Annotated in this window: 24 protein-coding genes, 2 pseudogenes and 2 riboswitches; of the genes and pseudogenes, 6 read left to right on the top strand and 20 right to left on the bottom strand. The window is 62.0% G+C overall.

Translation table 11 applies throughout. The features are described 5' to 3' along the window. Positions 1-4: 4 nt before the first annotated feature. The 4 genes from ABVK50_RS28520 to ABVK50_RS28505 form a co-directional block, all read right to left on the bottom strand. On the bottom strand, positions 5-1,555 hold the full coding sequence (locus ABVK50_RS28520) for an NADH-quinone oxidoreductase subunit NuoF (RefSeq protein ID WP_353646167.1): 1,551 nt from the start codon (positions 1,553-1,555) through the stop codon (positions 5-7). A gap of 5 nt (positions 1,556-1,560) precedes the next feature. Then, positions 1,561-2,043: a formate dehydrogenase subunit gamma gene (locus ABVK50_RS28515; RefSeq protein WP_353646166.1), complete on the bottom strand. Its 483-nt coding sequence runs from the start codon at positions 2,041-2,043 to the stop codon at positions 1,561-1,563. 88 nt (positions 2,044-2,131) lie between these two features. Further along, positions 2,132-3,067, bottom strand: coding sequence for a LysR family transcriptional regulator (locus tag ABVK50_RS28510; RefSeq protein ID WP_353646155.1), 936 nt, complete (start codon positions 3,065-3,067; stop codon positions 2,132-2,134). Positions 3,068-3,145: 78 nt separating this feature from the next. Further along, positions 3,146-4,030 (bottom strand): helix-turn-helix transcriptional regulator, encoded by an 885-nt coding sequence (locus ABVK50_RS28505; RefSeq protein WP_353646154.1) that lies wholly within the window; start codon positions 4,028-4,030, stop codon positions 3,146-3,148. Positions 4,031-4,123: 93 nt separating this feature from the next. Here ABVK50_RS28505 and ABVK50_RS28500 point away from each other — a divergent pair, with 93 nt between their 5' ends. The 4 genes from ABVK50_RS28500 to ABVK50_RS28485 all read left to right on the top strand — a co-directional run bounded on the left by ABVK50_RS28500 (position 4,124) and on the right by ABVK50_RS28485 (position 6,798). Continuing rightward, complete coding sequence (locus ABVK50_RS28500; protein ID WP_353646153.1) at positions 4,124-4,825, top strand: ABC transporter permease; 702 nt, start codon at positions 4,124-4,126, stop codon at positions 4,823-4,825. 5 nt (positions 4,826-4,830) lie between these two features. Beyond that, positions 4,831-5,556 (top strand): phosphate ABC transporter ATP-binding protein, encoded by a 726-nt coding sequence (locus tag ABVK50_RS28495; RefSeq protein ID WP_353646165.1) that lies wholly within the window; start codon positions 4,831-4,833, stop codon positions 5,554-5,556. 28 nt (positions 5,557-5,584) lie between these two features. Further along, positions 5,585-6,400, top strand: coding sequence for a substrate-binding domain-containing protein (locus ABVK50_RS28490; protein ID WP_353646152.1), 816 nt, complete (start codon positions 5,585-5,587; stop codon positions 6,398-6,400). Positions 6,401-6,633: 233 nt separating this feature from the next. Beyond that, positions 6,634-6,798, top strand: a complete 165-nt coding sequence (locus ABVK50_RS28485; RefSeq protein ID WP_353646151.1) for a hypothetical protein — start codon at positions 6,634-6,636, stop codon at positions 6,796-6,798. A gap of 297 nt (positions 6,799-7,095) precedes the next feature. On the opposite strand, the pseudogene ABVK50_RS28480 reads toward ABVK50_RS28485, so the two are convergent. The 10 genes and pseudogenes from ABVK50_RS28480 to ABVK50_RS28435 all read right to left on the bottom strand — a co-directional run. Continuing rightward, positions 7,096-7,505 (bottom strand): annotated as a pseudogene (locus ABVK50_RS28480) (IS6 family transposase); the annotation flags it as partial. Positions 7,506-8,267: 762 nt separating this feature from the next. Further along, positions 8,268-8,526, bottom strand: a riboswitch (cobalamin riboswitch). 95 nt (positions 8,527-8,621) lie between these two features. Then, positions 8,622-10,226: a CopD family protein gene (locus tag ABVK50_RS28475; protein WP_353646150.1), complete on the bottom strand. Its 1,605-nt coding sequence runs from the start codon at positions 10,224-10,226 to the stop codon at positions 8,622-8,624. 62 nt (positions 10,227-10,288) lie between these two features. After that, positions 10,289-10,815: pseudogene (locus ABVK50_RS28470) on the bottom strand (YcnI family protein). 194 nt (positions 10,816-11,009) lie between these two features. Further along, positions 11,010-11,384 carry a hypothetical protein gene (locus ABVK50_RS28465; RefSeq protein ID WP_353646148.1) on the bottom strand — a complete coding sequence of 125 codons (375 nt, stop codon included), beginning with the start codon at positions 11,382-11,384 and terminating at the stop codon, positions 11,010-11,012. Positions 11,385-11,581: 197 nt separating this feature from the next. Then, positions 11,582-12,277, bottom strand: coding sequence for a class I SAM-dependent methyltransferase (locus tag ABVK50_RS28460; protein WP_353647061.1), 696 nt, complete (start codon positions 12,275-12,277; stop codon positions 11,582-11,584). Then, entirely contained in the window at positions 12,240-13,025 is a 786-nt protein-coding gene (locus ABVK50_RS28455) for an ABC transporter ATP-binding protein (protein ID WP_353647060.1), read from the bottom strand. Before ABVK50_RS28455 ends, ABVK50_RS28460 begins: the two co-directional genes overlap by 38 nt. Before the next feature lies 1 nt (position 13,026). After that, complete coding sequence (locus tag ABVK50_RS28450; protein ID WP_353646146.1) at positions 13,027-14,070, bottom strand: iron ABC transporter permease; 1,044 nt, start codon at positions 14,068-14,070, stop codon at positions 13,027-13,029. Positions 14,071-14,076: 6 nt separating this feature from the next. After that, positions 14,077-15,066, bottom strand: a complete 990-nt coding sequence (locus ABVK50_RS28445; protein WP_353646145.1) for an ABC transporter substrate-binding protein — start codon at positions 15,064-15,066, stop codon at positions 14,077-14,079. Between the two features lie 225 nt (positions 15,067-15,291). Continuing rightward, a riboswitch (cobalamin riboswitch) is annotated at positions 15,292-15,499 on the bottom strand. Positions 15,500-15,760: 261 nt separating this feature from the next. Beyond that, positions 15,761-16,033, bottom strand: coding sequence for a hypothetical protein (locus ABVK50_RS28440; RefSeq protein WP_353646144.1), 273 nt, complete (start codon positions 16,031-16,033; stop codon positions 15,761-15,763). 405 nt (positions 16,034-16,438) lie between these two features. After that, positions 16,439-17,620: an RHE_PE00001 family protein gene (locus ABVK50_RS28435; protein ID WP_353646143.1), complete on the bottom strand. Its 1,182-nt coding sequence runs from the start codon at positions 17,618-17,620 to the stop codon at positions 16,439-16,441. A 198-nt stretch (positions 17,621-17,818) separates the two neighbouring features. Between ABVK50_RS28435 and ABVK50_RS28430 the strand changes: the two genes are divergently transcribed. Further along, positions 17,819-18,712 (top strand): rRNA adenine N-6-methyltransferase family protein, encoded by an 894-nt coding sequence (locus tag ABVK50_RS28430; protein WP_353646142.1) that lies wholly within the window; start codon positions 17,819-17,821, stop codon positions 18,710-18,712. Between the two features lie 7 nt (positions 18,713-18,719). After that, entirely contained in the window at positions 18,720-19,916 is a 1,197-nt protein-coding gene (locus ABVK50_RS28425) for a site-specific integrase (protein ID WP_353646141.1), read from the top strand. Positions 19,917-20,054: 138 nt separating this feature from the next. On the opposite strand, the gene ABVK50_RS28420 is transcribed toward ABVK50_RS28425, so the two are convergent. From ABVK50_RS28420 to repA, 6 genes are all read right to left on the bottom strand, one after another. Further along, on the bottom strand, positions 20,055-20,318 hold the full coding sequence (locus tag ABVK50_RS28420) for a DUF2934 domain-containing protein (RefSeq protein ID WP_353646140.1): 264 nt from the start codon (positions 20,316-20,318) through the stop codon (positions 20,055-20,057). 169 nt (positions 20,319-20,487) lie between these two features. Continuing rightward, entirely contained in the window at positions 20,488-20,919 is a 432-nt protein-coding gene (locus tag ABVK50_RS28415) for a plasmid maintenance toxin (PemK-like) (RefSeq protein ID WP_353646139.1), read from the bottom strand. After that, positions 20,906-21,199, bottom strand: a complete 294-nt coding sequence (locus tag ABVK50_RS28410; RefSeq protein WP_128204710.1) for a type II toxin-antitoxin system Phd/YefM family antitoxin — start codon at positions 21,197-21,199, stop codon at positions 20,906-20,908. Before ABVK50_RS28410 ends, ABVK50_RS28415 begins: the two co-directional genes overlap by 14 nt. Positions 21,200-21,358: 159 nt before the next feature. Then, positions 21,359-22,564, bottom strand: coding sequence for a plasmid replication protein RepC (repC, locus tag ABVK50_RS28405; RefSeq protein WP_353646138.1), 1,206 nt, complete (start codon positions 22,562-22,564; stop codon positions 21,359-21,361). A 157-nt stretch (positions 22,565-22,721) separates the two neighbouring features. Further along, complete coding sequence (gene repB, locus ABVK50_RS28400) at positions 22,722-23,738, bottom strand: plasmid partitioning protein RepB (protein ID WP_353646137.1); 1,017 nt, start codon at positions 23,736-23,738, stop codon at positions 22,722-22,724. Continuing rightward, positions 23,738-24,931, bottom strand: coding sequence for a plasmid partitioning protein RepA (repA, locus tag ABVK50_RS28395; protein ID WP_353646136.1), 1,194 nt, complete (start codon positions 24,929-24,931; stop codon positions 23,738-23,740). The genes repB and repA overlap by 1 nt, the downstream gene beginning before the upstream one ends.

Here is a 24,931-nt window from a genome sequence, read left to right as displayed (position 1 = left end):
TTCCCTATTCCGCGGCTTCCGCCACCAAACGGGGCACGAAGTCCTGAGGAAAGTGATTGATGGCGCTCATAACCGGGTAGGGCGTGAAGCCGCCCAAGGCGCAGAGCGAGCCGTACTTCATCGTGTTGCAAAGGTCGGTGACCAGAGCGAGGTTCGTCTCGGAATCGTCGCCGGCGCCGATCTTGTCGATCGTCTCGACGCCCCGTGTCGAACCGATGCGGCAGGGCGTGCACTTGCCGCAGCTCTCTATGGCGCAGAACTCCATCGCGAAGCGCGCCTGCTTCAGCATATCCACGCTGTCATCGAATACGGTGATGCCGGCGTGGCCGATCAGCCCGCCCTTCGCAGCGAAGGCTTCATAGTCGAACGGCGTGTCGAACAGGGACGGCGGGAAATAGGCTCCGAGCGGCCCGCCTACCTGCACCGCCTTGAGGGGACGGCCGGTCGCCGTGCCGCCGCCTATGCCCTCGACGATCTCGCCCAACGTCATGCCGAACGCCGCCTCGAACAGCCCGCCGCGTCTGACGTTGCCGGCGACCTGGATCGGGATGGTGCCGCGCGAGCGGCCCATTCCGAAGTCCTTGTAGAAGGCAGCGCCGCGATCCATGATGATCGGCACGGAGGCGAGCGAAATGACGTTGTTGATCACCGTGGGCCTGCCGAACAGGCCTTCGATCGCCGGCAGCGGCGGCTTGGCGCGCACCACGCCGCGCTTGCCCTCCAGCGAGTTGAGCAGCGACGTTTCCTCGCCGCAGATATAGGCGCCGGCGCCGACGCGGATCTCGATATCGAAAGCGTTCGGCGAACCCAGCACATTGACGCCAAGCACGCCGGCGAACCGGGCGATATCCACCGCCCTTTGCATCTTGTCCACGGCGTGCGGGTACTCGGAACGGATGTAGACGAAGCCCTTGGTCGCGCCGGTCGCGACGCCGGCAATCGCCATGCCCTCGATAAGCACGAAGGGGTCGCCCTCCATGATCATCCGATCCGCGAAGGTCGCGCTGTCGCCTTCGTCCGCATTGCAGACGATGTATTTGCGGTCCTGAACCTGGTCGAGGACGGTCTTCCATTTGATGCCGGTGGGGAAGCCTGCTCCGCCGCGCCCGCGCAGGCCACTGTCCGTGACCTGCTTGACGATGTCGCCACGAGCCATAGCGACCGCGTTCTGCAGACCGCGCAATCCGCCATGTGCCTTGTAATCGTCCAGCGATAGAGGATCGGTGATACCGACGCGCGCAAAGGTCAGGCGGGTCTGTTTCGCCAGGAAGGGTATCTTTTCCGGATCGCCGAGGCGCTTTTCGTGATCGCCTCCGGTCATCAGGCCGGCATCGAACAGGCCGGCGACGTCTTTCGCCTTGACCGGACCATAGGCGATGCGCCCGACCGTGGTAGCGACTTCGACCATCGGCTCCAGCCAGAACATGCCGCGCGAGCCGTTGCGCACGATCTGTGCTTCGAGCCCGCGCGCTGCGAGCTCGCTTTCGATCGCCAACGCGACCCGATCCGCGCCAACCGCAACGGCTGCACTGTCTCCGGGGATATAGATGACCACGCCGCTCACGGCCTGATCTCCGCGACGATCTCGGCAATCATGTCTGCGTCCAGCCGCCCGATCGGCGCTCCGTCGAGCATGGCCGAAGGGGCACAGGCGCAGAGACCGAGGCAATAGACCGGCTCCAGCGTGACGGATCCGTCGAGAGTGGTTTCGTGGAAGCCGATGCCCAGCGCCTGCTTCAGCTGTCCCGCGATCCTGTCGGAACCCATCGACTGGCAGGCTTCCGCCTGGCAGACCTTGAACACATGGGTGCCGGCCGGCTTTGATCGATAGTCATGATAGAAAGTGACGACGCCATACACCTCGGCGCGCGAGATGTTCAGGGCATCGGCGATGAGCGGAAGGGATTGCGACGGCACGTAGCCGAATTCGTGCTGAACGGCGTGCAGAATGGGAAGCAGCGACCCTTCAAGACCGATGTGGTCGGCAATTACGCCGGCCGTGCGCGTCAAAATGTCGGTACCTGCGGCCTGTGTCAACGGCAGTGCCCTCCCTGATCGGATGCCTGGGGGCAGAAAGCCTTGAAAAGGGCCGGAAATCAATAACGCGGAATCGTCGCTTGATAGGAATCTTCTATGAAGCGGATGTCGGCGAAAGCCGCTGGACGTCTATCCCGCGGTTCCCGTCGACATTGGCTAGGGACATCATTTGGCTGAGAAACGCCGAGACGAGCGGCGTGTGCGGCTCGCGCTGCGCCGCGACGACGCCGACCAGATGACTGGCATCCGGCTCCACGATCGGGATCGCCCTTATCGGTTCCGCGAAGTCTAACGTCTCCGCGAGATTGAGCGGCATGATCGACGACCATTTGCCCGTCCGTATGTGGGAGAACATCACGATCATCGAGTTGGACTCGAGTGTCGGGCGGACCTGCACCCCGGCCTCCGCCAAATGCTGGTCGATGATGCGCCGGTTCTGCATGTCGGGCGTGAGCAGACAGAGCGGCAGCTCGCTGACCTGTGTCCAGGTAACGGTCTTGCGGTCGGAGTACGGGTTTCCGGCGGCGGTGATCAGCTGGTAGCGTTCCGAATACAGCGGCACGCTCACGACGCGGCCCAGCGGCTCGTTATCGAGATAGGTGATCCCGATGTCGATATCGAAATTGCCGAGGAGCGAGAGCACCTCGATGGAGGTCCGCGACAGGACCGAGAACGTCACGCCGGGATGCTTCTCGCGAAACGGCGTCGTCAGGCGGGGGATCATGGCGAGCGCGGTGGGGATCGCGGCGATGCGGATGCGGCCGGAGAGGCCGCGCCGGGCCGCGCGCATTTCCTCGCGCAGCGTGCGCGCATCGCCGGTGATGCGCCGCGCCCATTCCAGCACCTGATCGCCTTCCGGCGTGAGGCCCTGGAAGCGGGAGCCGCGCTTGACCAGCATGACGCCAAGCTGATCCTCCAGTTGCTTGATACCGGCCGACAGGGTCGGCTGTGCGATGCCGAGCTCGGATGCCGCCCGTCCGAAATGCTGCGTCTTGGCAAGCGCGATCAAGTATTCCAGCTTTTGGAGCATTGGGTTCCCCTCTACCGACGGACCGCTCGTGCATTGCGGGATCTTCCTCAAACCGAACGTTTGCCGCCGCATCTAATGCTACGCGTTGAACCGAACGGTTCCGGTACATTCAACCCCGTAGTGCCCCAACTGCCTGGCCTTTTCGGCGAATGCCTGCGTTCGCGTAAACTCGAACAGCTTTTGGAGGGGCGGTTCGAAATAGTCGCGCCTGCGACACGCGACGTCGAAACGCTCTCGCTGGAGCGGCACGAAATCTAGCCCGAAGCGCCGTGCGACCGAGCCGACGGCTAGGCCACAATCCGCCTCTCCGTCGGCCACTGCGGAAGCAACATCCGCTTCGGTCAACGCCGGTCGCTCAGAGTGGAGCAAGCCTGAGGAATCAACCTGTTCCCCTGCAAGCAGGACGTTGAACAGCAGATGTCCTCCCGCGCCTTCCTGGCGAACGACAAACCGGGCGTGCTTGTCGACGACATCGCGCAGTTGGCGTAGGTTCAACGGGTTTCCGCGTGCAACCACAAGCCCTTGTTCGCGCTCCGCCCACTCGATGAGCAGCACGTCGTGAACTCCGGCCAGGGATCTGACCGCCGCGATGTTGAAATCATCGTCCTCGGGATTCCTGAGGTGCACTCCGACTGCGAACGCCTGCGCCTCGGCGAAGCGCTTCAGCCCGGCGCTGCTCCCTTCGAAGAGCGTGGCAAGCCCGCAGTGGGATTCCCTCAGCGCCCATTCAAGGAGAGGATCGCTCGATCCGCCGAAAATCGGCGGCGGAGAGAGAACGGCACTCTCCACGAGATGAACGTTCGCATCGAGCCAGCGGTCGATCAGACGCCGCGGGAAAATCAGCTTCCCGGTCACCCTGGAGCACGGGATCGCCTTGCGCGCCACCAGGTCATAGACGGTTCGCTCCTTCACGCGCAGATAGGCTGCGACCTCGGACGTCGTTAGATATTCCATCCAGTTCATGGAACCTCCTGCACTTTGCTGCAACTGATTGCAAGAATTCCGCAGCTTGCGAGATCCTAATTGCTGGCGATAATGCACGCAAGAGATTGCGCGATGCAGCAGGAAAACGCCTTCACGACCGCAGTGAGTCTCATCCTGAGCGGCGACGCCGTTCTGGGTGAAATCGTGGTTCTGTCGCTGACGGTCACATTGACGGCGCTGCTCGTCTCGGCCATCGTTGGGCTTCCCGCCGGCGCTGCGCTGGCGCTTGCGCGCTTCCCCGGGCGATCCTTCCTCGTCGTAACCTTCAACGCACTGATGGGGTTGCCGCCGGTTGTTGCCGGGCTTGTCGTTTATCTGATGTTGTCGCGTTCCGGCCCGCTCGGCTGGTTCGGCATCCTGTTCACCCCGTCGGCAATGATTGTGGCGCAAACGCTCCTGATCACGCCGATCATCGTCTCGCTGACGCGCCAGGTCATTGAGGATTTATGGGGCGAGTATGAGGAGCAGCTGCGCTCGCTTGGTTCTTCCCGGTTCCAGGCGATCCCGACACTCCTGTGGGACGGCCGTTTCAGCCTGATCACGGCGATACTGGCTGGTTTCGGCCGCGCCAGCGCCGAGGTGGGAGCGATCCTGATCGTCGGCGGCAATATCGCCGGCCACACCCGCACGATGACGACAGCGATCGCGCTGGAGACAAGTCGTGGCGATCTCGCCTTGGCACTTGGACTCGGCATCATTCTGCTGGCCATTACCCTGTCCCTCAACGCGGCCGCTTATGTGACCGGACGCCTGGCTCTGAAGGCGGCGGGGTGAACGCGATGCATGGCGGCTTCTCGATCCTCCCTCTGCGGGTCGACCAACTCACTTACAGCGTGCACGGGCGGGCGCTGGTGGACGACGTCTCGTTCGAGATCGCCCGCGCCAGCCGGACGATCATCATGGGACCCAACGGCGCCGGCAAGAGCCTGACCCTCCGCCTCTGCCACGGGCTCATTGAGCCGACCTCGGGATCGATCCGCTGGAGCGGCGCCGTTCAGGCAAACGGGCAGAAGAGACACGCAATGGTCTTCCAACGGCCCGTGATGCTGCGGCGCTCGGCCTTGGCCAATCTCGTCCATGCGCTGTCTCTCGGGAACTCGTCGCGTGTCGAACGCCATGCACGGGCAAAGGAAGCGCTCGCGCGATTCGGGCTCGCGGGACTGGCGCGCAGACCCGCAAGAAATCTTTCCGGAGGCGAGCAGCAGCGCCTCGCGATGGCGCGGGCATGGGGCCTCAATCCGGAGGTGCTGTTCCTGGACGAGCCAACCTCGTCGCTCGACCCAGCGGCAACGCGGGCAGTGGAAGAGATGGTTGGGGCCTTTCATGCCGATGGCATGACCATCGTGATGACGACGCACGATCTGGGCCAGGCACGCCGTCTCGCCGACGAGGTCCTCTTTCTGCATCACGGCCGTCTACTGGAGCAGACTCCAGCCGACGAATTCTTCGAGCGCCCGCGGTCGGAAGCCGCACGCGCCTTCATCAAGGGCGAACTCTTGTGGTGAGCCTGCTTCTTCAAGGAGGGAAATACGTATGAGCTTCATGAGACAGGTCTTTGTCGCGGCCGCGATCGTCCTGGGATCGATGATCGGCCTGGCCAACGCCCAGGAATTCATCACCGTGGCGTCGACGACGTCCACCGAGCAGTCGGGGCTGTTCGGTCACATCCTTCCGCACTTTCAGGAAAAATCCGGCATCGAAGTCCGGGTGATCGCCCAAGGCACGGGTCAGGCGCTGGAGACCGGGCGGCGCGGCGACGCCGACGTGGTGTTCGTGCACGCGAAGGCAGCCGAGGAGGAATTCGTGGCGGAAGGCTCCGGCGTCGAGCGCCAGGAGGTCATGTACAATGATTTCGTCATCGTCGGGCCTGGCGAAGATCCTGCGGGCATCAAGGGCGGCAACGATGCCGTGGCCGCACTGAAGAAAATCTCCGAGGCTGGCGCGACGTTTGCCTCGCGTGGGGATGATTCCGGCACGCACAAGGCCGAACTGGCGCTCTGGAAGCAGGCGGGGATAGAGCCTTCGGGCGACTGGTACCGCGAGCTCGGCACTGGGATGGGCCCCACGCTCAACACCTCTGCGCAGATGCCCGCCTACACCCTGACTGATCGCGCAACATGGCTGTCATTCGAAAACAAGGGACCCCTCCAAGTGGTTGTCGAGGGAGACGCCAAACTGTTCAATCAGTACGGCGTCATCCTCGTGAATCCTGAGAAGCATCCGCATGTGAAGGCGGAGCAGGGCCAGGCCTTCATCGACTGGCTGATCTCGGCCGAAGGTCAGAAGGCGATTGCCGAGTACAAGATCAACGGTCAGCAGCTCTTCTTTCCGAATGCGGCCGGAAGCTGAGGAACGGGGGATCTCCCGATGCGGCTCGTTGCTGTCTTGATGCTAGCGACACTGTCTCTCACAGGTTCCGCATCAGGATCGGAGCCGGTGAAGCTGCTCGCCGCCGGCAGCCTCAAGGCCGGGATGACGGACATCGGAAAAGCGTACTCGGCCGCAAGCGGAACAGCGGTCGAGAACGGCTTCGCGCATCCGGTCACCTGCGTGAACGGATCGCCGGTGGCGAGGACGCGGATGTGTTCGCATCGGCCAACCTCGAACACCCGCGGGCGATCGCCGCTGAGCGGGGACTTGAGGTGCGTCCGTTCGCACGAAACACGCTTTGTGCATTGGCGCAGCCTGATCTTCAGGTGGCGGGCGACACTCTGCACGAGCAAAGCGATCGCGGGCCTTGGCATTAAGGGCCCCTGTGCATTATCGGGACACAGATTCACGGTAGGCGTTTCGCCGCTGCCTGATCGGCAAGGTTCGACCCTTCTCTGCCGTTTGTCCTGACAACTGGTACCGGCAGTACTGACTCGACCCTGACGTTCCAACTGTCCGCAGGCGCCCGGTCAGATAGCCGCCCAGACCCGACGAGAGCCATTGAACGATGACCAGCCAGATCGCGGTGGACACGGCCAAGGTCGTGACGCTGGCGCTTACGTTGGACCAGGGAGACACCATGGTGAGCCCGAGGCCGGAACCAAGAAGCATCAGTTCAAGCCCTTGTGTCGGCGATGTTCGACTGTCGGCATGATCTGTTTTCCAGCGACGGCATACGACCCGAGCTTGTCGGTGATCATGACCCGTGGCGCACGCCCTTGAGCCTTGAGCAGCTTCGCATGAGCCGTTTTGCCGCCCTGGCGTCTCTGCGGCTTTGCACGAGAACGTCGAGGACAAAGCCGTCCTGGTCGACCGCTCGCCAGAGCCACTGCTTCTTTTCGCCGATGCTGACCACAATCTCGTCGAGATGCCATTCGTCGCTCAGGCGACCCGCTGACCGTCGTTTGATCTTCCCCGCGAAGTGCCGCCCGAATTTCTCCGCCCAGGTTCGAATGGTCTGATCAGTGACGATGATGCCACGGGCCGCCAGCATATCCTCGACCATGCGCAGGCTGAGCGGGAAATTGAGGTCAACGAGAGGGCGTTTCAACGGCCGAACTGCACCGGGATACAACCCCGCCACGTAGGAGGTTGCCACATAGAACGCGGCGGGCTTCGGCCTCGATTGCAACAGGCCTTTGATCGTGAACACTGACGGGAACCCACGATCGAAAACCCAACTGCGCCAATGCCGGAATGTTCCAGAAATCTACGGTGCCTTCGACTTGTTCTGTCGGGGTTAACATTGATCGCCGATACGTCATTTATAAATGACCGCTCTTCGTGACCCGCATTATATTCCTTCTGCCTAATATGCATGAACTAAAGGCCCGGCCGACATTGCCCCGTTCGGTCGGGCCTCTTTTTCTTGCTGTTCCCGCCCTGCCATATCAACGCCGCGTTCTTCAGTGACGATCTAATCTTCGGCATTGCAAGTTGCTGAGCAAGCCCGGCCGGTTCCCACATCCCCCGCCCAACCGACCGGGCTTTTTTCGTTGAATCCTCGACGTTGAATTTTTCGGAGGCGGATGCGAGGGCCAGCGGCGGGCGCGGACGGCGGTTCAGATCCCGGATCAGAGGAAAGAGACTAAGCTCTTCCTGCGATCACCTATGTCTTGACGATTGTTTCTAGGGCGGCAACACTCCAAATACTTGCGTTCTTGAAGTAGCACGTCCGGGGGTTGCATCATGCGCTGGTCCAACTGGGATCAGATTGTCGCGTTTGTCAGAGCTGTCAGAGGTACGGCACACGCCCGATTTGAGCCGTATTTGATATTTGCCTCGATAGCGACGTCCAGCCCCTGGTAGTATCCGGCTCTGCAAGCCGCGATGGAGCACTTTGCCTTCAAATGGCCTGAGACAACCACGCCTGATCCAATCTTCTCCGCCTTAACGCTGGTTGCCTCGACACCAGTGACACTGAGCGACAGCAACTCGCTGCTTACAGTTGCGGGGGCAGCGACGGCATTCCCGAAGGGTACCGGCTTCCCTCTTAGCTTCCAAGCCAGAACCGACTCGGAAGAACCATAACGACAGCAAGTTGAACCGCTTGCCTGGCCAGCGTCAACATGTGGATTCGCCTATCCCGGTCCTTTGATGCCATCAGGTAGTCTCCTTGCCTGCTGCCGGTTTCGTTGGTTCACGGCTTAATGCTGATCTCGCCCTCGAGCCGGGCGATCTCGAAGTCAGTGATCAGGACGTCGATGCGGACGGTCCATGTCCCGGGTAGCGGCAGCACCACGCCGTCGGCTCGCCAGGGGCCACCGTCGGATCTTTCAGCGCGGCGGCGGAACGGCTCAATCCCAGCTGCCGGGTTGGAAAAGACGAAGGTGACCTCCTTGGCATCCAGCGGTTCGAAGTCACCTGCCATGACGAAGACGGAGACGCCGACCTTGCCCGCGCGACCCGGCGTGATCGTCAGGTCGGCCATGGCTTGCGGGCCGTGGACATGCAACGTGGCTGGCTCCGCCGCGGCCGCAGCGAGCGCCCGCGGAGGGGGCGTGAACCGCCAGGCGGCGGCCGCTCCGAAGACGAGGATGACTATCAGCGTTTCCGCCGCGACCGAGCGGGCGAGACGCCGAGCGGCTGAGTGATCCCCTGCCTCCGTCGGAGCGGTGAGTTTCCAGCGGTTCATGGCCGCCAGCGCGAACAGGCCGACCAGCAGGGAAAGCTTCACGACGAACACCCGGCCGTAGGAGGTGGTGAAAAGGGCCTCCGGCCGTCCCACCTGCACGATGGCCAGAATCACCCCCGCGACAATGAGCACGGCCACGACGACAGGGATGGACTTCGAAAACCGCGCCAGCGCGGAAACGCTCGTGGCTTCATAGCGCCTCAATGCCAGACCGAGCGGGATCAGGGCGCCGAGCCAGACGGCGATGGCCGCTGCGTGAAGAAACACGGCAGGCCGCATCAGCCATTGCGGAGACGCGGCGCTCGCGTGGCCGCTCAGCGCAAGCGATCCGGCTCCAAGCACCAGGGCGACGCTGGCCAGAACCTTTGCGCTCACGCCCCGGAGGGCACTCGCAATGCCGGCCAGAGCGAACGCGGCCAGGGCGACCACGACGGTTGAGCCGAAGGTTGTCCCGTACCCGGCAGACCACGCACGTGTGTCGGTCAAGCTTCCGATAGGCACGCCTAGCGCATCCAGTCCCTGGAAGCCGAGAGACAGCACTGCCCCGACGGCTCCCGTGGCAAGCGCGGCCGCGGTGGGGCGTACGCCCGCCTTTACGCCAGGCATCAGGACAGTGCGGGCGAACACGCCACCGATACCGATGAACAGCCCCGCATAGAGAGCGGTCTTGCTCAGCCACACGCCGATCCGCACCGTCCAGTCGACTTCGTTGGCGGCCGTGGGCGCGTGAGCGCTAGCCTCGCCGATGGAGAAGACGACGGACCCGCCGACGGGATGCCCATCGGCGGAAACGACGCGCCACGTCAGGATATGGGTTCCCCGTCCAAGATCATCAGGCGCGGCAATCTCAAGTGTCCGGTCCTTCAGCTCGAAACCGCTCAGGTCGGTCGAAGACCCGTCAGGACGGACAAGTTTCAGGGTCAGCGGAGAGACGGGTTCGCTGAACACCAGGGAGAACACGGACGGCACGGTTTCCACCATCGATCCGTCCTGCGGCACGCTGCCGTTCAGCGCGGCATGGGCGAAAGCGGCTGATGCCTGGAAAGCAAGAGCAAGCAATGCCAGCGTCAGCAGCCGGACGATCCGCCAGCATGTGCCGTGTCCATCCATCGACTCATTCCTCCAGTATTTACGGAGGCGCGCGATGTCCGGCGCGCCTCCGATGCTTCAGGTCAGTGGCCGTCGGTCTTTTCGATCAGCTTGAGGGCCGGGGCTGGCATCTCCAGGTCGTCGCTCGTCTGCCCCTCCGCCGGGATCTCGATCCACCGTTCGGCCAGCCCCTCCGGGCACTCCTGAACGACCAGGAAATAGAGAGCCGATCCCACAGGCAAGTCGCCAGCCAGCGAGCCGCGCAGCACGAACTCGTCGTATTCGTCGTCTGCGAGATTGCCGCCACTCCAGATCACTTCCTTGACACCTTCGGTCAGCTGGGTGCCGTGGTTGTCGTAGGCCTTCTCGTACTTGCCGATCACCTTCTCCAGCTTCCAACCGGGCTTCGGCATCGGCTTCACTGCATACATCCCTTCCGGCACCTGCACGCGCACGATGTTGGTCGGCTTGCCTTCGCAGCCATGCGGCACGCGCAGCACGGCCTTGTAGGTCGTGCCGACGGGGCCTCGCTCCGCTCGAGGGTGACGTGCGCGAATGCCGGGACGGCAATGCTGGCCATCGCCAGCGCAAGCGTGATTCTCTTCAACATGGTTTCCCTTTTCTCTGTTATGTCGGCGCTCCCCGCCGACAGGGATTGGCGCGAAGGGACGGCCTTCGCATTTCGTCGCGGCCGCGCGCCTGGCGCGATCGCAATCCGGTGATGGACTTGCTCCAGCACGCCCGCCGCACAGGGCCGACGCGGGCGACACCTGACAGGTTGGGTTACCGCGAACGCCCCGGCGATCAGGCCGTCAGAGGGGGAGCGCGAGGGCTGCCCGGATTATGATCGGGACTGGCACGAAGAAGGGCATGCTCAATGCCAACTTGAACGTTCGCTTCAACATCCTGCCTGACTGGCACGGCATCGGGGGCTGGCGTGTGGAAGACCGTCGACGACATGTTGCAACCGAGCGTGCAGCATGTCGGTCCCTCAAGGGGGCCGTCCGATGGAGTTGGGTCGGAACTGGTGACGCAGAGCGGGTTGCCGAAGGCATCCAAAATCCCGTCGTGCGGAGCAGCCGCGAGGGACCAGGACACGAAGAACGTCTGCAGCAACAGGACAAGTGTCGCGATGAACGCGACCGTCTTGTCTTTCCTGTGTGCCGCTAAGTCGAGCATTCGGCCTCCGGCGATGCTCCTAGCATGACAGCGGCGAGAAACGAACAGGTTTCAATTGCGGCCAATCGACTGACAGTCGCATCCGTCTGAGTTGAATTTGTATCGCATCTGCGTCCCTCATCCCGGGATCGTTATCCAATGGCCGCATTTGAATTCAGTGCCTGCCGACATTGCCACAACCCAGTTCGACACGCGCATTACCTGGTCACTGGTGTCACAGCCGAGAGGACAAAGAACGGCGCCCCGCCAGGGTATGGCAATGCATTTAACAGATGATGCCAGGAGTGAACGTCACCGAAGCTGGCATCGTTCAGGAGCTTTTCGGCGTCAGGCTGTGTAAGCCCGGCGTGAAATGGCAGTCGGGCAGCGAGATCGGTCGTATAGGTCGATTGATTCCCTGGATCGACGGACCACAGGCCGTCCGACACCACAATCCTTCCATCCGGGCGAAGCAGCATTCGCGCCTTTTTCAATGCCGCGAGCGGGTCCTTAAGCGTCCACAGAACGTTGCGGATGGTGACTATATCGGCGCTGCCGGGCGTTGCTGCGAAGTCGTCGATCGACGAGACGATGAAGTTGATATCCAGCCCTCGCAAAAGCGCATTCCGCCGGGCATGCGCCAGCATCTTGGCTGCTCCGTCGATGGCGGTTACCCGGTGCCCGAGTTCGGCGGCGGCCAGCGCACACGCGCCAGTGCCCGAACCCAAGTCGAGAACATCCTTCGCGTCAGCGGTTGCAAATGCCGCTCGCAGAACTATGAGCCATTCGGCTTTGTGGCGGACATGAGACGCCGCTCCATCGAACAGCGGGGCGCGACGGTTCCAATATTCGGTGACGTCATCAAAGACGGATGTGTCAGACTGCACGGTGGACCTCGTTCGCGTCGTGGACATGAACCCACGGGCGGCCGTCCGGGTCATAATGAAGTCTCGTTTGCACCCCGTAGACCCTTTCCAGAAGCTGGCTGGACAGAACATCGCGGGGAATTCCATCGACCTCGGCCTTGCCGTCGTGGATCATGATCAGCCTGTCGGCGAAGCTCGCAGCAAGATTGAGGTCGTGCAGAACGACGATGGTTATAATCCTGCGTTGGCGGGTGATTTCCCGGACCTGTTTCATCAGCAGCATCTGGTGACGCATGTCGAGCGCGCTGACAGGTTCGTCCAGAAGCAGCACTGCAGGTTCCCGCATCAAGGCCTGCGCGAAATACACAAGCTGCCGTTGCCCGCCGCTGAGAGTCTCGACGCGGCGCTGGGAAAGGTCGATCATCCCGAGCCGATCAAGCACGGACGCGGCACGGCGCAGAGCGACATCGTTCAGGCGAAGGGAAAGGTGCTCTATAGATCCGAGAAGCACCACTTCCAGCGCGGTCAGTCCGCCATGCGAACCATTGTCCTGCGGCATGAAGCCAATACGGGCCTGCCACTTTCGGCGATGGGCGGGGCTGTATTGTTCTTCGCCAAGGCGAAGGCTTCCTCTCCTGGCGGCATGGTCTCCGAACAGGGTGCGCAGAAAGGTCGACTTTCCCGCGCCGTTCGGACCGACGATGCCAGTCACTTGGCCTGCCATGAAGTTGATGTTGAGATCGTCGACGACGGGAACATTGCCGTGCGCCAGATCGAGGTCAGTGACCGACAGCATCTCAGTATTCCCTCGAACGTCGAAGGATGAGATGAAGAAAGAACGGCACGCCAATGACGGCGGTGACGATGCCGACCGGCAGCAATACGCCTGGCATGATGATCTTCGAGAGAACCGAGGACAGTGAGAGCATGACCGCACCCACACACCCGGCTGCCACGAGAAGGTAACGCTGGTCTTCACCGACCAACATCCGGGCGATGTGCGGAGCGACCAATCCTATGAAGCCGATCGTGCCGACGAAGCTTATAGCCGTGGCGGTCATCAATGAGACCAGCGCGATAGTTGTCAAACGCAGGCTCGAGACGGAAACCCCCACCGCGCGTGCGCGCTGCTCGCCGAGGCGGAGAGCGGTAAGCTTCCAGGCATTGAGCATCAACAGGGGCATGGAAACTGCAACCGCGGCCGCCGTCATGAGAAGGTTTGTCCAAGTCGCTTTGGCGAGCGTCCCGAACATCCAAAAGACGATCTGCTGCCCGACCTCGGGCGTGGCGTGAAACTGCAGAAGCGACTGCAGGGAGTGGAACAGGAACATCAGGGCGATCCCGGCCAGAATCATCGTGTCGCCCATCATGCCGCGCATGTTGCCGACAACGTATATTAGGGCAGATGCCAAGCACGCGACGATGAAGGCGCAGGCCGGGGCTATGAAGAGCGGATTGAGACCCCATCCGCCGTTGAGAATTGCCAGCGAAGCTCCGAAGCCTGCCGCGGAAGCCAGCCCCAGCGTGTAGGGACTGGCCAACGGGTTGTCGAGCAACGTCTGCATCGTCGCGCCGCTCGAGCCGAGCGCGACGCCAACGACAATCGCCATCAATGCCATCGGCAGGCGCAGCGTCCAGACGATGATCTGCGTCGTTGGGTCAGTCGTTGCCGGACTTATCAGCGCGGCGACGACGTCGGGGACCGGAAGCAGAGCCGGCCCAGTCGCGATATCGAAGACGAGGGAGACGCAGGCAAGGACAAGCAGGCCAGCGACAAGCGTCACCTTCCTGCGCTCCGCCGCCCGATGCCGCGACAGGGCAGCGTTTATGGCTTCGCTCATGAGGGCCTACTTCAAGCCGGTCATGAAGGTGCCGCTCGGCCGGATCGGCAGATAGCGTTCGTAGAAGGCGAGATAATTCGACTGCGGATCAATGTCCTTGAACAGGTCCGGGTAGAGCGCCTTGGCGAAATACTGCACCGAGGTGTAGTCCATGATCGTCCGGGATGCGCCCTGATAGACGGCGTGAAGTCTTCCGTTTTCAATCGCAGGAAGCGAGCTCCAGCCGGGACGCTGCGTGAAGTCCTTCAGCCGTTCGAGCGCCTCCGCCGCGGTGACTCCTTCGCCCATCAACTGGCCAGTCGGATGCTTGCGCCATTCCGAACCTGCCATCATGACGACCTCTGGCCTGGACGCCAGGACCTGTTCGGGAGCGACCGGCCCCCAAGTCCGTACAACGTCCTTCGTGATGTTGTCGCCACCGGCGACTTCCGCGATCTTGCCCCACATGTAGTCGCCATAGCTTGGCCCCTGTTCTTCGGGACCCTTGCTACCGAGTTCGATATAGACGGACGGGCGCGGCTGTCCGGCCTTTTCAATCCGGTCGCGAACTTCCTTGATCGAGGTTTCGTATTCCTGGGCAATTTTCTCGGCGCGGTCCTCCGCTCCGATAACCTTGCCGATCAGCCTCGTGCTGGCGACATGGCGTTCTTCGGTTTGAGCATGGTAGTCCACCACCACCACGGGAATCCCTGCATCGACGATGCGCTGGAAGTCGCCGCCGATGCCGTTGACCTGCCATTCGGCAAGGATGGCGACGTCAGGTTTCAGGGCGATCAGCTTCTCCACCGAGAAGGTGCTGACCTCGACTTCGCCAACGTCCGGAATCTGGTCAAGGGAAGGCCGAACTTTCAGATAGGCCTGCCAGTTGGCCGGACGCCAGTCGCTCCAGGCGGCTTTGGAAATGCCGACAAGCTTGTCCATCGCGGCATCGCCGCCGATCGCCCAATAGTCCTCGAAATAGAGACCGAGAACGACGCGCTTGGCCGGAACTTCCATTTCGAAGGTTCGACCGCTGACATCGGTTATTTTAGCGGTTTCGGCAAATGCCGATTGGGAAAGAAGCGCGGCAAGAGCTGACACGACAATTGTTTTGAAAACAGAAAGGAGAGAACGCGGCATCGCAAGACCTGTGTTGTGGCTTCCGTCACCGCGAACCGAACGAACTCCATGCATAGGCATGCAGCTCGTCACACCAAAAGGACACCCCGCCCTACGGTTTCGCGCGTGACCACGGCTGACGGCAGGTTTCCTGGCTCGCGGGTCCCGGTTTTTCGTCGCCTTCCCAGGGAACTTACCCCAGTGGCATCTGACGAAAACTCGCCGCTTACAGTTGCGGGGACAGCCACGGATTCGGCCCTTCTTCGGGTCGTCCTCACCGTGTTCCCTTTTCATCCGCTACGAACGCGGAACCGTCAGCGTTGTGGGTAGCAGTGTGGGCACATCCGGTCAAACGATAAACCGTCGAACTCACTCAGCAGGTGCCGTTCTGGATGCATCCCATTTCTTGCGGCGGTTTTGACGTCGACGAGCACTGGCAGGGAACCAGTAGGACGGCCGATCAGTTTCCCAACCCACTGTTACGGGCCGCATCGCTCCCGCTTCTGACCTTGCTCGGGCAGAGCGATCGCATCCGCGAGAGAAATCGCGCGACGCTCTGCGCAAAGCAGTGCCACAGCGATCACATTGTGTCTCAGTCGAGCTTCTCGACCACAGCGGCCTGATCCGGCACCAGCCTGACGCGGTATTTTGCATCGGCGCAGGTCAGCATCCAGACGGCATCCTCGTCAACCGAGGGGTCGCGCATGGCGTTGGCGGGCTCCGCGCAGGCAAACCCCTGTTCGCGAATCTGGTCGCCGACCAACGCGGCCGCCGCCGCATCGTCGGAACCCGTCTGCGCGGCGGCCGGCAAGGCGCAGAACGCCATCGCCAGAACGACGGTCCATCGTGACCTGATTGTGCGCATGCTCGGAACCTCCGGGATGGACCCACTGTCGATGTCGCATTGTTAGCATGATTCACCGCGACGAAAAGCAGACTTTGGCCCCCCGTAACGGGCGCGAGCCTCCCGCATGCGGCACATCGAGTCGCCTCTTGCCGGGCGGAAAGCAATGCGGCCACCGCGGCTACGGCTGGTGCGTCGAGCAGTTGCGCCGGTTTTGCTTCTACGGTACGGCGCGGTCCTCATACATGAACCCATCGGTCGCGGCCCTTTTGCATAGCCTGTTTCGATCCGCGCGACAGAAGTCCCAGCCCAATGATGAACGCTTCGAGCCGGAACGCGGCAGGTACTGTCATTCCATACGTGGACCGCCTCCCCCCGGCATCGAAGAAATAGGTCTGGTTCGGGTCCGGCCGCAGATGCAACGATCTAGATGATCCCCCACGCCCTGTAGCGCCCCCTGCCCGTCACCTCCCGGATGTGGAGCTCGGCGATCAGGCCGAGCGCGGCGCGCTGTGTGATTTTGAGCTCGGCCGCGATCAGCCCTGCCGACACCGCCGGCCGCGCCAGCACCAGGTCGATCAGCGCCGGCAGGCTCGAGTTTTTTCGCCGGTTCCTCAGCCGGCGTTCCATCTGGCTTTTGGCCATCACCAGCCGGTCGAGTTCCTTCAGTCCAGCTGAGGCCGCTTCGGCAAGGGCGTCGAGGACGGCCATCAGCCGGGTGGTTCGAATTGGGCTTTTGCGCCGCTCCCGCGAAACGATGCGCAGCCCGGCGTTCAGGCAAAAGAGATGCGAGCCGACCTTGCCGGTCTCCCGCAACAGCGCGGCGACGAGCAGATTGCCGAGCCAATGCTGGTGCTGCAGCGGTTCGATGTCCTGCCAGGCGTCCCAGGCGATCGCCGCTTGCAGCACCGCCGGCATGCCCTCGCTGCGCAGCCGGCCGACGACCGCGAGCCAGTCGGCCAGCCGCTGGTCCTCGTCCCAGTCGAGGTCGCGGATCAGCGGCCCGAGGCTGTCCGGCAAGGCCTGCCGCGCGTTTGCCCCCTGCCCTGCCGTGTCGACCTCCGGGCTGTCCGCGGCGCGCGGCGACAAATCTTCGCCGGCAAGCAGTCGGCTGGAGCGGGCCAGCACGGCGTCGATCTCGGCCAGTTCATCGGCAAGAGCATCGTCCTGGTCGGCCTCCTCAGCAGGGTCGGCGTCTTCGTTCGGCGCCGCGGCATCGGGCCTGGCGGCACTTGCCGCGCGCGCCGCGTTGCCGTCCTGCCCTTCGCGGCCGCGCAGGGTCGAAAGGCCGACGCGAGAAAGTGCCCAGTCGGGCTTTTGCGCAAAAATGCGGCGGCGGGCGCGCAGCACCGCGTGCGCGCGGGTCAGCTCGTGGGTCGGGGTGCGGACGTCCATATGGGCGTCGTGCAGGACTAGGTCTTCGGCGTGGACGAGCTCGCCGTCGAGCCACAGCGCGGCCGCCGCGTCGGCAAAGTTTTGGCGCTCGACACAACCCTCGCGGACCGGGCTTTTTGCCAAGCGCTCGTCGAGGCGGGCGAGAAGGTCGTCGGCGCGGGCCAGCGGCCCCAGCAGGGTGTCGAGGGGCAGGTCGGAAAAATCGTAAGCCATTGATTCGTTTGTAGCCGATTCGCGCTACCGAAGCTATCTCGCCACTGGCTTCCGCCACAGGTGATTTCTTTGAGGACAGAATACACTAACGATAAGTACCTCTTATCGATAGTGATGGATTTCACGGCGCAAAACCGCTAGAGTCGGCGCAAAGCACCGCCGCAACGGCTGTGGAATCCGCTTGGAATACACGCCTCGATGCCCAATCAACCGTTCACGCCTGAGGAACTCGCCATCGTCCGTCGCGCCTATGCCCGCCAGATAGCGGGCGCCGCCGCAACCATGGACCCACGCGTCGAGGCCGCGTTCGCCGCCGTTGCGCGCGAAACCTTCCTCGGCGACCCGCCGTGGCTGGTATCCGACCTGCGCGGCGGCTACAGGCCCCTGCCCTGCGCAGACCCCGTCCTCGCCTACCAGGACACGCTCTTCGCGCTGGCCCCGGACAGAGGCGTCAACAATGGCAGCCCGTCGCTGCACGCCCGGCTCCTTGTCGCGCTCGACGCCAGGCCCGGCGAGCACATCGTCCATGTCGGCGCCGGCACCGGCTACTATACGGCAATTCTCGCCGAGTTGGTCGGGCCCGCCGGACATGTGCTGGCAATCGAGTGGGACGGTCATCTCGCGCGGCGCGCCGAAGCGGCCCTTGCCGATCGAGCCAATGTCACGGTGATCACCGGCGACGGCGCGGCATGGCCGCGGCAGGCGGCGGATGGGATTTACGTCAACTTTTCGGTTCCGCGCCCGGCCGAGGCTTGGATCGACAAGCTTCGGCCCGGCGGGCGACTGGTGTTGCCGCTCGGCGTTCCACGCCCAGAGCGGCCGGTGACCGGCGGCCGCCACGCACGCCATGGCACCGCCCTGCGGATCGAAAACGCTCAGAATGGCTTTGCTGCGACATCGATTGGACCGGCCTATTTCGTCTGCGCCGACGGGCAGCTCGCAACCACGCCGGATGAGCTCCAGCGTTTGACGGCGGCATTCAAGCGCGGCGGCATCGAGTTCGTCAAAAGCCTGCTTTGGAAGACCGCGCCGCCGGTCGAACGCTGCTGGTACGTCGGCGATAAGTGGGCTCTTTGCTATGATGAAGTCTGAGCCGTCGATGGCGACGCAACAACCGCCGGAGCATGCCGCAACACTGGGTCTCCCCCGGAACGACACCGGCGTGGGCCGCCGCGCCGAACCGCTCGATGCACTGGAGTCCGTGCTGCCCTTCGACCGCCGCGATTTTTTGGCCACGCTTTTGACCGACGACGACGTCGAGACGCTGCGGCACTTGGCGAAACAAGGCATCGGCGAGAATTCACTGCGCGCCCTCGCCTCGGATCTCGGCTATCTCGAGGCATGGTCGCTTGCCGCCACCGGACATCCCCTACCCTGGCCAGCGCCTGAAGCGCTGCTGATCAAATTTGTCGCCCAGCATTTGTGGGATTCTGCCAAGCGTGAAACCGATCTTTCGCATGGAATGCCCGGGGAGGTGATGGCGGCGCTGAAATCCCAAGGACTGCTGCGCATCGACGGCCCGCATGCGCCGGCCACCGTGCGCCGGCGGCTGTCGAGCTGGTCCACCTTGACCAAATGGCGCGGTCTTAGGGGAAAATTCAACGCGCCGGGCCTGCAGAGCGCGATAAAACTCGCGGTGCGCGCCAGCGCCCGGCCGCGCGGCCGCAAGAGCAAAAAGGCGGTGACCGCCGATATCCTTTCCGCCCTCCTCAAGGCCTGCGCCGGCGACCGTCTTGTCGATGTGCGTGACCGCGCTCTTTTGCTCATGGCCTTCGCTTCCGGCGGCCGGCGCCGCAGCGAGGTTTCCTCGCTGCGCCTCGAACAGCTCACCGAGGAAGAACCGGTTCCCGTCGATCCGAAGGATCCGGACGGGCCAAAACTCCCCTGCCTGAAAATCCGGCTCGGCCGCACCAAGACAACGCAGGCCGACACTGACGCCTATGTCGTGCTGGTCGGCCGGCCGGTGCTTGCCTTGAAAGACTGGCTAATGCGGTCGGGCATTTCGGAAGGCGCGGTGTTTCGCGGCATCGACCGCTGGGGCAATCTCGAAAAACGCGCACTGACCCCGCAGGCGGTCAATCTGATCCTGAAACGCCGCGTCGCCGAGGCCGGGCTCGACCCAAACGCCTTCAGCGCCCACGGCCTGCGTTCCGGCTATCTCACCGAAACCGCCCGCCGCGGCATTCCCCTGCCCGAGGCCATGCAGCAGTCGCAGCACCGCTCCGTGCAGCAGGCCTCCAACTATTACAACGACGCGGAGCGGACACTCGGCCGAGCAGCACGGCTGATCGTCTAACCCGGCCGGTTGTTCCACGGAAATCAGGCAACGTCCGTTCGTTGCCACGATCTGATCGGGCTGTATTCAGAGGCAAATCCGTGGGCGTCGCCCCGGCACGCCGCAACCAGATCGCGATTGAGCGAACGACGCGGGGATTCAGGATTGCTTACCTCGACCGCGTTTTGGCGCGCCCGAAGCTTTAGGGGAAACTCGTCCCGGTTTGCTACGGCCGGCCACATCTTTTTTTGCTGAACCACCTTCGCCGCCGGAGATCATTCCGGGACTGCTCTCCGCCTCCTCCCTATCGATCTCGCGTGAGGCTTGTTCCCAGTGCAGTTTCTCCTCGCCGACGGGCCGACCTTCCCTTTCCCAGATTTCGTGAGCACGCGCCCGAATCCGAGCCTCTCGATCGCCAGCCATGGCTTCCTCCCTGCTTCGCATTTTTCGCCTCGCAAGCGTCTCCGCAAACGATGGTTTTGTCCAGCTATGAAGCGGCGAGGCTGGCATCGCGGTGGTTCGCCGATGCCCTCGCATCCATGCCGCGACAAGGTAAGCCGTATTGATGAAGATTGCTGACCGGCTCGCGAATTCAGGCTGTGCGCGGAGTGCTTTGATGTGCCTGACTTTTCGCGAGGGCAATAAAGCCTCGCTTGACCGTGGCAAACAATGCCGGCGGCAGGGGCCCGTAATAGCCGCTCTCGGTCTCCAGCGGCCGGACGTCCGGTCCGGGCCAGGCAAACCGATTGCTTTCCGTCAGAACGATCCATGACCGCTCGTGATCTAGCCGCAAGCGTAGCTTGACCGCAGCCGGGATCTCGACGGCATCATCGGGATTGGATGGCGGGGTATGAGTGATCGGCAGCACCCGAACGACCGGAGTGCCGTCCTCCTGCATGGCGACCAGGGCCAACACCAGGCAGGGCCGGTCCTTGTCCCCCTCCTCTCGCCCTTCGAGGTGTTGCCAATGCCATAGATAGGAATAGCGGAAGACGTAGCCGACCTTGATTTCAGTCGGCAGCATTTTTTGCCGTCAGCGGATTTGCCCCGGAAAGTTCGTCGTTGAGATGGTCAAGCCCCGGCTCCATTTCAGATGCTTCAACCGCAGCGATCTCGTCCGCACTCAGTTCTGCCGTGAGCTCAACCCGCCGATCGCGCTTCGACAACCGAACAAAATCCTCGTAGGCCATCAGCACGGTACGCGGGCGGCCGTTCTTGGTGATTATGACGGGGTCTCGAACCGCGGCATCCTGGTAAGCACCGAAGTTTTTCGAGACAGCGGCAGCAGTAACGGTGGTGGTCATCGGAAGCTCCTTGCATTCCGGAATATACGGGATTTACGGCATTGCCGCAAGGATTGAGGGCTAACCATAATGAGGATGGGCCGTAACAGCCACAGCTTGCCAAAAGCGGCAAGGCCGCTCGAACCGGCGTAACATGCGCTGATAGAATGCGATGGGCGCTCATCCCGTCATCCTTGACATCGACCCATTGGTCTTGAAGGCGGCCATCAGCATCGGCCCGACCGAAAACTCCCCTGCTCTGGCCTTATCGGTCAGCACGCGGAGATAGCCGCCAGCCGAATTGATGTGCTGCGCCCGCTGCAGAATACAGGCGATCACGATTGCCGCAGCTTCCTGCCCCATGACATGGCAGGCGTCCTCGTATGCGGACGGCGACACGCCGAGATAGCCGCGCACCTGGGCCGCCGTTGCCATGAAATCGCGCCAATTGCCGATCCCGTCGACGGCGTAATCCGCAATTTCGGGGCAGGCTTTCAGCACCAGCCCAAGCGGATACCCTTTCGGCTTCTCGGCCTCCCTCGTTCTTGGCTCGGCCGTCGCCCCGCTTTTTTCGAAAGCAGGTTCAAATTCAAAAATTGAGTCGGTATTTGAATCAGATTGCTGCCGTCCAGTATGGGACTCATTGCCATCCGGATTCACAACATTCATGTGAGAATCCAATAGGTTGTCCACTTCCTCGCGGATCGCTGCCAAATCGGCTACAAACGGCTCCAGGTCGTCGACAGTCGCCCGGCGCGGAATTGCGTCCACGATCGCCCGAAATCGCCTCCAAAGGCCTCCCCAGTCACCCGCGGCGCCCTCCTCGACAGCCACCTCGATCAGCTTGGAGATATCCCGCCTGTGGAGCGTGATCCTCTCCCTCATGAGCTTCAGGGCGCGGTTATCGGCTTGAACGCGTTCTGCGGCCTCCTGAAACTCGTCAGCGCGTACCAAAAGCGGCGCCAGGGAGAAGCCGAACGCGTCCTCGAAGTCCCCTCCCCCACCTTTGCGGGCATATCTCTTGCCATTCGGGCTGTCCCGGCGAAGGATCAGGCCGCAATCGAGCAATGCCGACAGATGCCGCCTGAGCGTCGTGTCGGCCATACCGTGTGCCCTGAGCGACAGCTGCTTGTTCGACGGAAAGACGATCAGACCGTTTTCCTCGCTCAGCTCGTTATCGGGATAGAACGACAGCAGGCCTGCAAGTACCGCCAGGGAACGGTCCCCGATGCCGACGAGGCTTTTGCCTTCGCAAAGCCACCTGTAGAGCTGCCATTTGTCTACGGACTTCCCTTCGGGGATTTCGCGTGATTCATTCTGCGCTGCCAACAAGGCAAGCGACATCGGCCGCCGCCCAAAGGGCGTCGCTGCAATACCCGTCTCCATTTCTTCCTTCGCCTTCAGTTAGGCAAAAGAAATCCGCTCGCCGAACCGACGCTTAAAACTCTTGACAGTGATTCGCGGAAATGAGATTCTCGAAGTGCGATCTACGAGAAAGGGCTTCCGCGACGGCGACGTTCGGGGGCCTTTTTCTTTTGCGGTTTCAGTTCTCCTGCTTCGACTTCCAATCGGCATAGAGGTCATCCAGCCGTTCGGTAATGTATGCTGCAAACAGCGGCCCATTGACCTCGCCAATGGCGATTGTGGTGGTTTTGCCGTTGGCCTTCAGCGAGACGCGAACCGATTTGTCTTCAGGGGCCCAGGATTTGAGAGCGCTGATGTCTTTGGGCGTTTTCTCAGGTTTTGTTGCCAGGGCATCGACCACTGCTTGAAAGCGTTGATCGCTGGAGAGCGCCTTGGTTTCTGGCGCGGACAGCGATGCCAGCAGGTTTTTGACGTTTGCCTTCGGCAGCTGATCCGCGAGTTCCATCCACCGCCTACGGCCGATCTCAGGCGCTGCACCTATGGCTTCAATCAACTCGATTGGCACCTGCCGCACAACTGAGATCATCTTCGACAGAGCGGCCTTATCGATCCCAAGAGCTGCCATGATGGTTTCTCGGGAGAATGAGCGGTCTTCCAACCGAACTGCAAAGAGTGCTCGCTCGATGTATGAAAGATTGGTCCGGGCGTTGTTCTCCTGCCCTTGGCTGACTACGAGCTGGTCGTCAGAAAGTGCCCGGACGACTGCACGGACCTTGATGCCTAGTGCCTTAGCGGCCGCCAGTCTCCGATGGCCGTAGGCGACCTGGTACCTTCCCGGACCATCTGGATGAGGGCGCACTAGAATCGGAACCTGTTGTCCGTGGTCCTTGATTTGCTCGCTAAGCTGGGCGAGCTTGACGGCATCGATGCCAATGCGATCGCTGACGAAAGAGGAAGCAACGAGGGCTGGATCGATCTCAATGATCGTTTGCCCTTCGGCTAACTGCTTCTCGATATCCTGGGCGCGCTCGAACTTCTCCGTGATGTTGCCGAGGGTCTTGGTGATCCCCCCAACGGGAGGGTTGCGTATGGACGGAGGAACGAAGCCTGCAATCGGTCTCGCAGCCGTCATGGGCGATGAAGTTTCAGTCGCTGGGTTATCAACCGAAACCTCAATGAGATTCTTGCGGGCCATTATTTCCTTCCCCAAGTCGCTTTCAGTAAGCCTTCGATTTCCGAATTGACCTGATTTAATGACTCCATTGCCCGGTCGTAGGTTCCCCTGGTGAATTGCGACCGCTCGACTTCATAGAGGGTCTGCTTTGTCACGCCCGCGTCGGAGATCGCCGTCGATTTGAGCATGGGGCTGTGAAGCATCCGATTCCCAAAGATGGCGCGCATGAAGCCAGTCATCTGGCTCTGCGGCCCGTCATTCGGCTCGAAACGTGTCACGAGATAGCGCATCCAGTCGTAGCTGGTGCGACCCCCTGCCCTTTCCACGACTGCCATCAACTCGCTGGTCATCGCCAGAAATTGGCTCATCGACATCACATCGAGCATTTGTGGGTGAACGGTAATGAGAACCGATGTCGCGGCACAAAGCGCCGACATCGTCAAGAAGCCCAGTTGCGGGGGGCAGTCGATAATGACCAAATCGTACAGGCTTTCAATATCGGTCAGGACTTCCCCGATACGGGCAAAGAACATCGATTCCGCCGATCCGGTCATTATCGCTTTCGGGGTCTCATGTTCAAATTCCATCAACTCGAGATTGCCCGGCACAATGTGCAGATTCGGAGTGTATGTCGCCCGCACGATGTCCGAGAGCGGTCGCGGGTCGTCATACCGGATAGCGCCAAAGAGCGTCTCTCCGGCGCCAACATCAAGTTCGGGCTGATGGCCGAACAGAGCGGAAAGCGAGGCTTGCGGATCGAGATCAATCGCCAGAACCTTGTAACCTCGAAGCGCCAAATACTGGGCAAGGTGCGCGGACGTGGTAGTTTTTGCAGAACCCCCTTTGAAATTCATGACCGCAATCACTTGAAGTTTCTCTCCAGGACGGCGGCTCGGGACATATTTGGGGGACCCGTTCTTTTCGTCGAGAGTCTGTCGAATCCGCCCCATGTCGTCCGGCGTGTACATGCGCCGACCGTTAGCCAGCGGCTCTGGGCCATAGCCTTCGGAAGCAATCTGCCTGAGGTACCCTTCTCCGATGCCGATGTAGTAGGAGGCCTCGGCCGGGCTGAAATTGCGAATCACCTTCTGAGAATTCGGAGGAAAAATCTTCTGCTGGTGCAACTGCAACTGACGTGACAGTTCCAGCGAATCCGCCGACAACATGGACGGCAGGTGCTCCTGTTCACGCCTTTGAAAAGAAGTCTGTAACAT

This window comes from Mesorhizobium sp. WSM2240 (genome assembly GCF_040438645.1).
GTDB lineage: Bacteria > Pseudomonadota > Alphaproteobacteria > Rhizobiales > Rhizobiaceae > Allomesorhizobium.
Note: the sequence above shows the minus strand (reverse complement) of the source record. Positions and strands in the feature narration are given on the sequence as shown.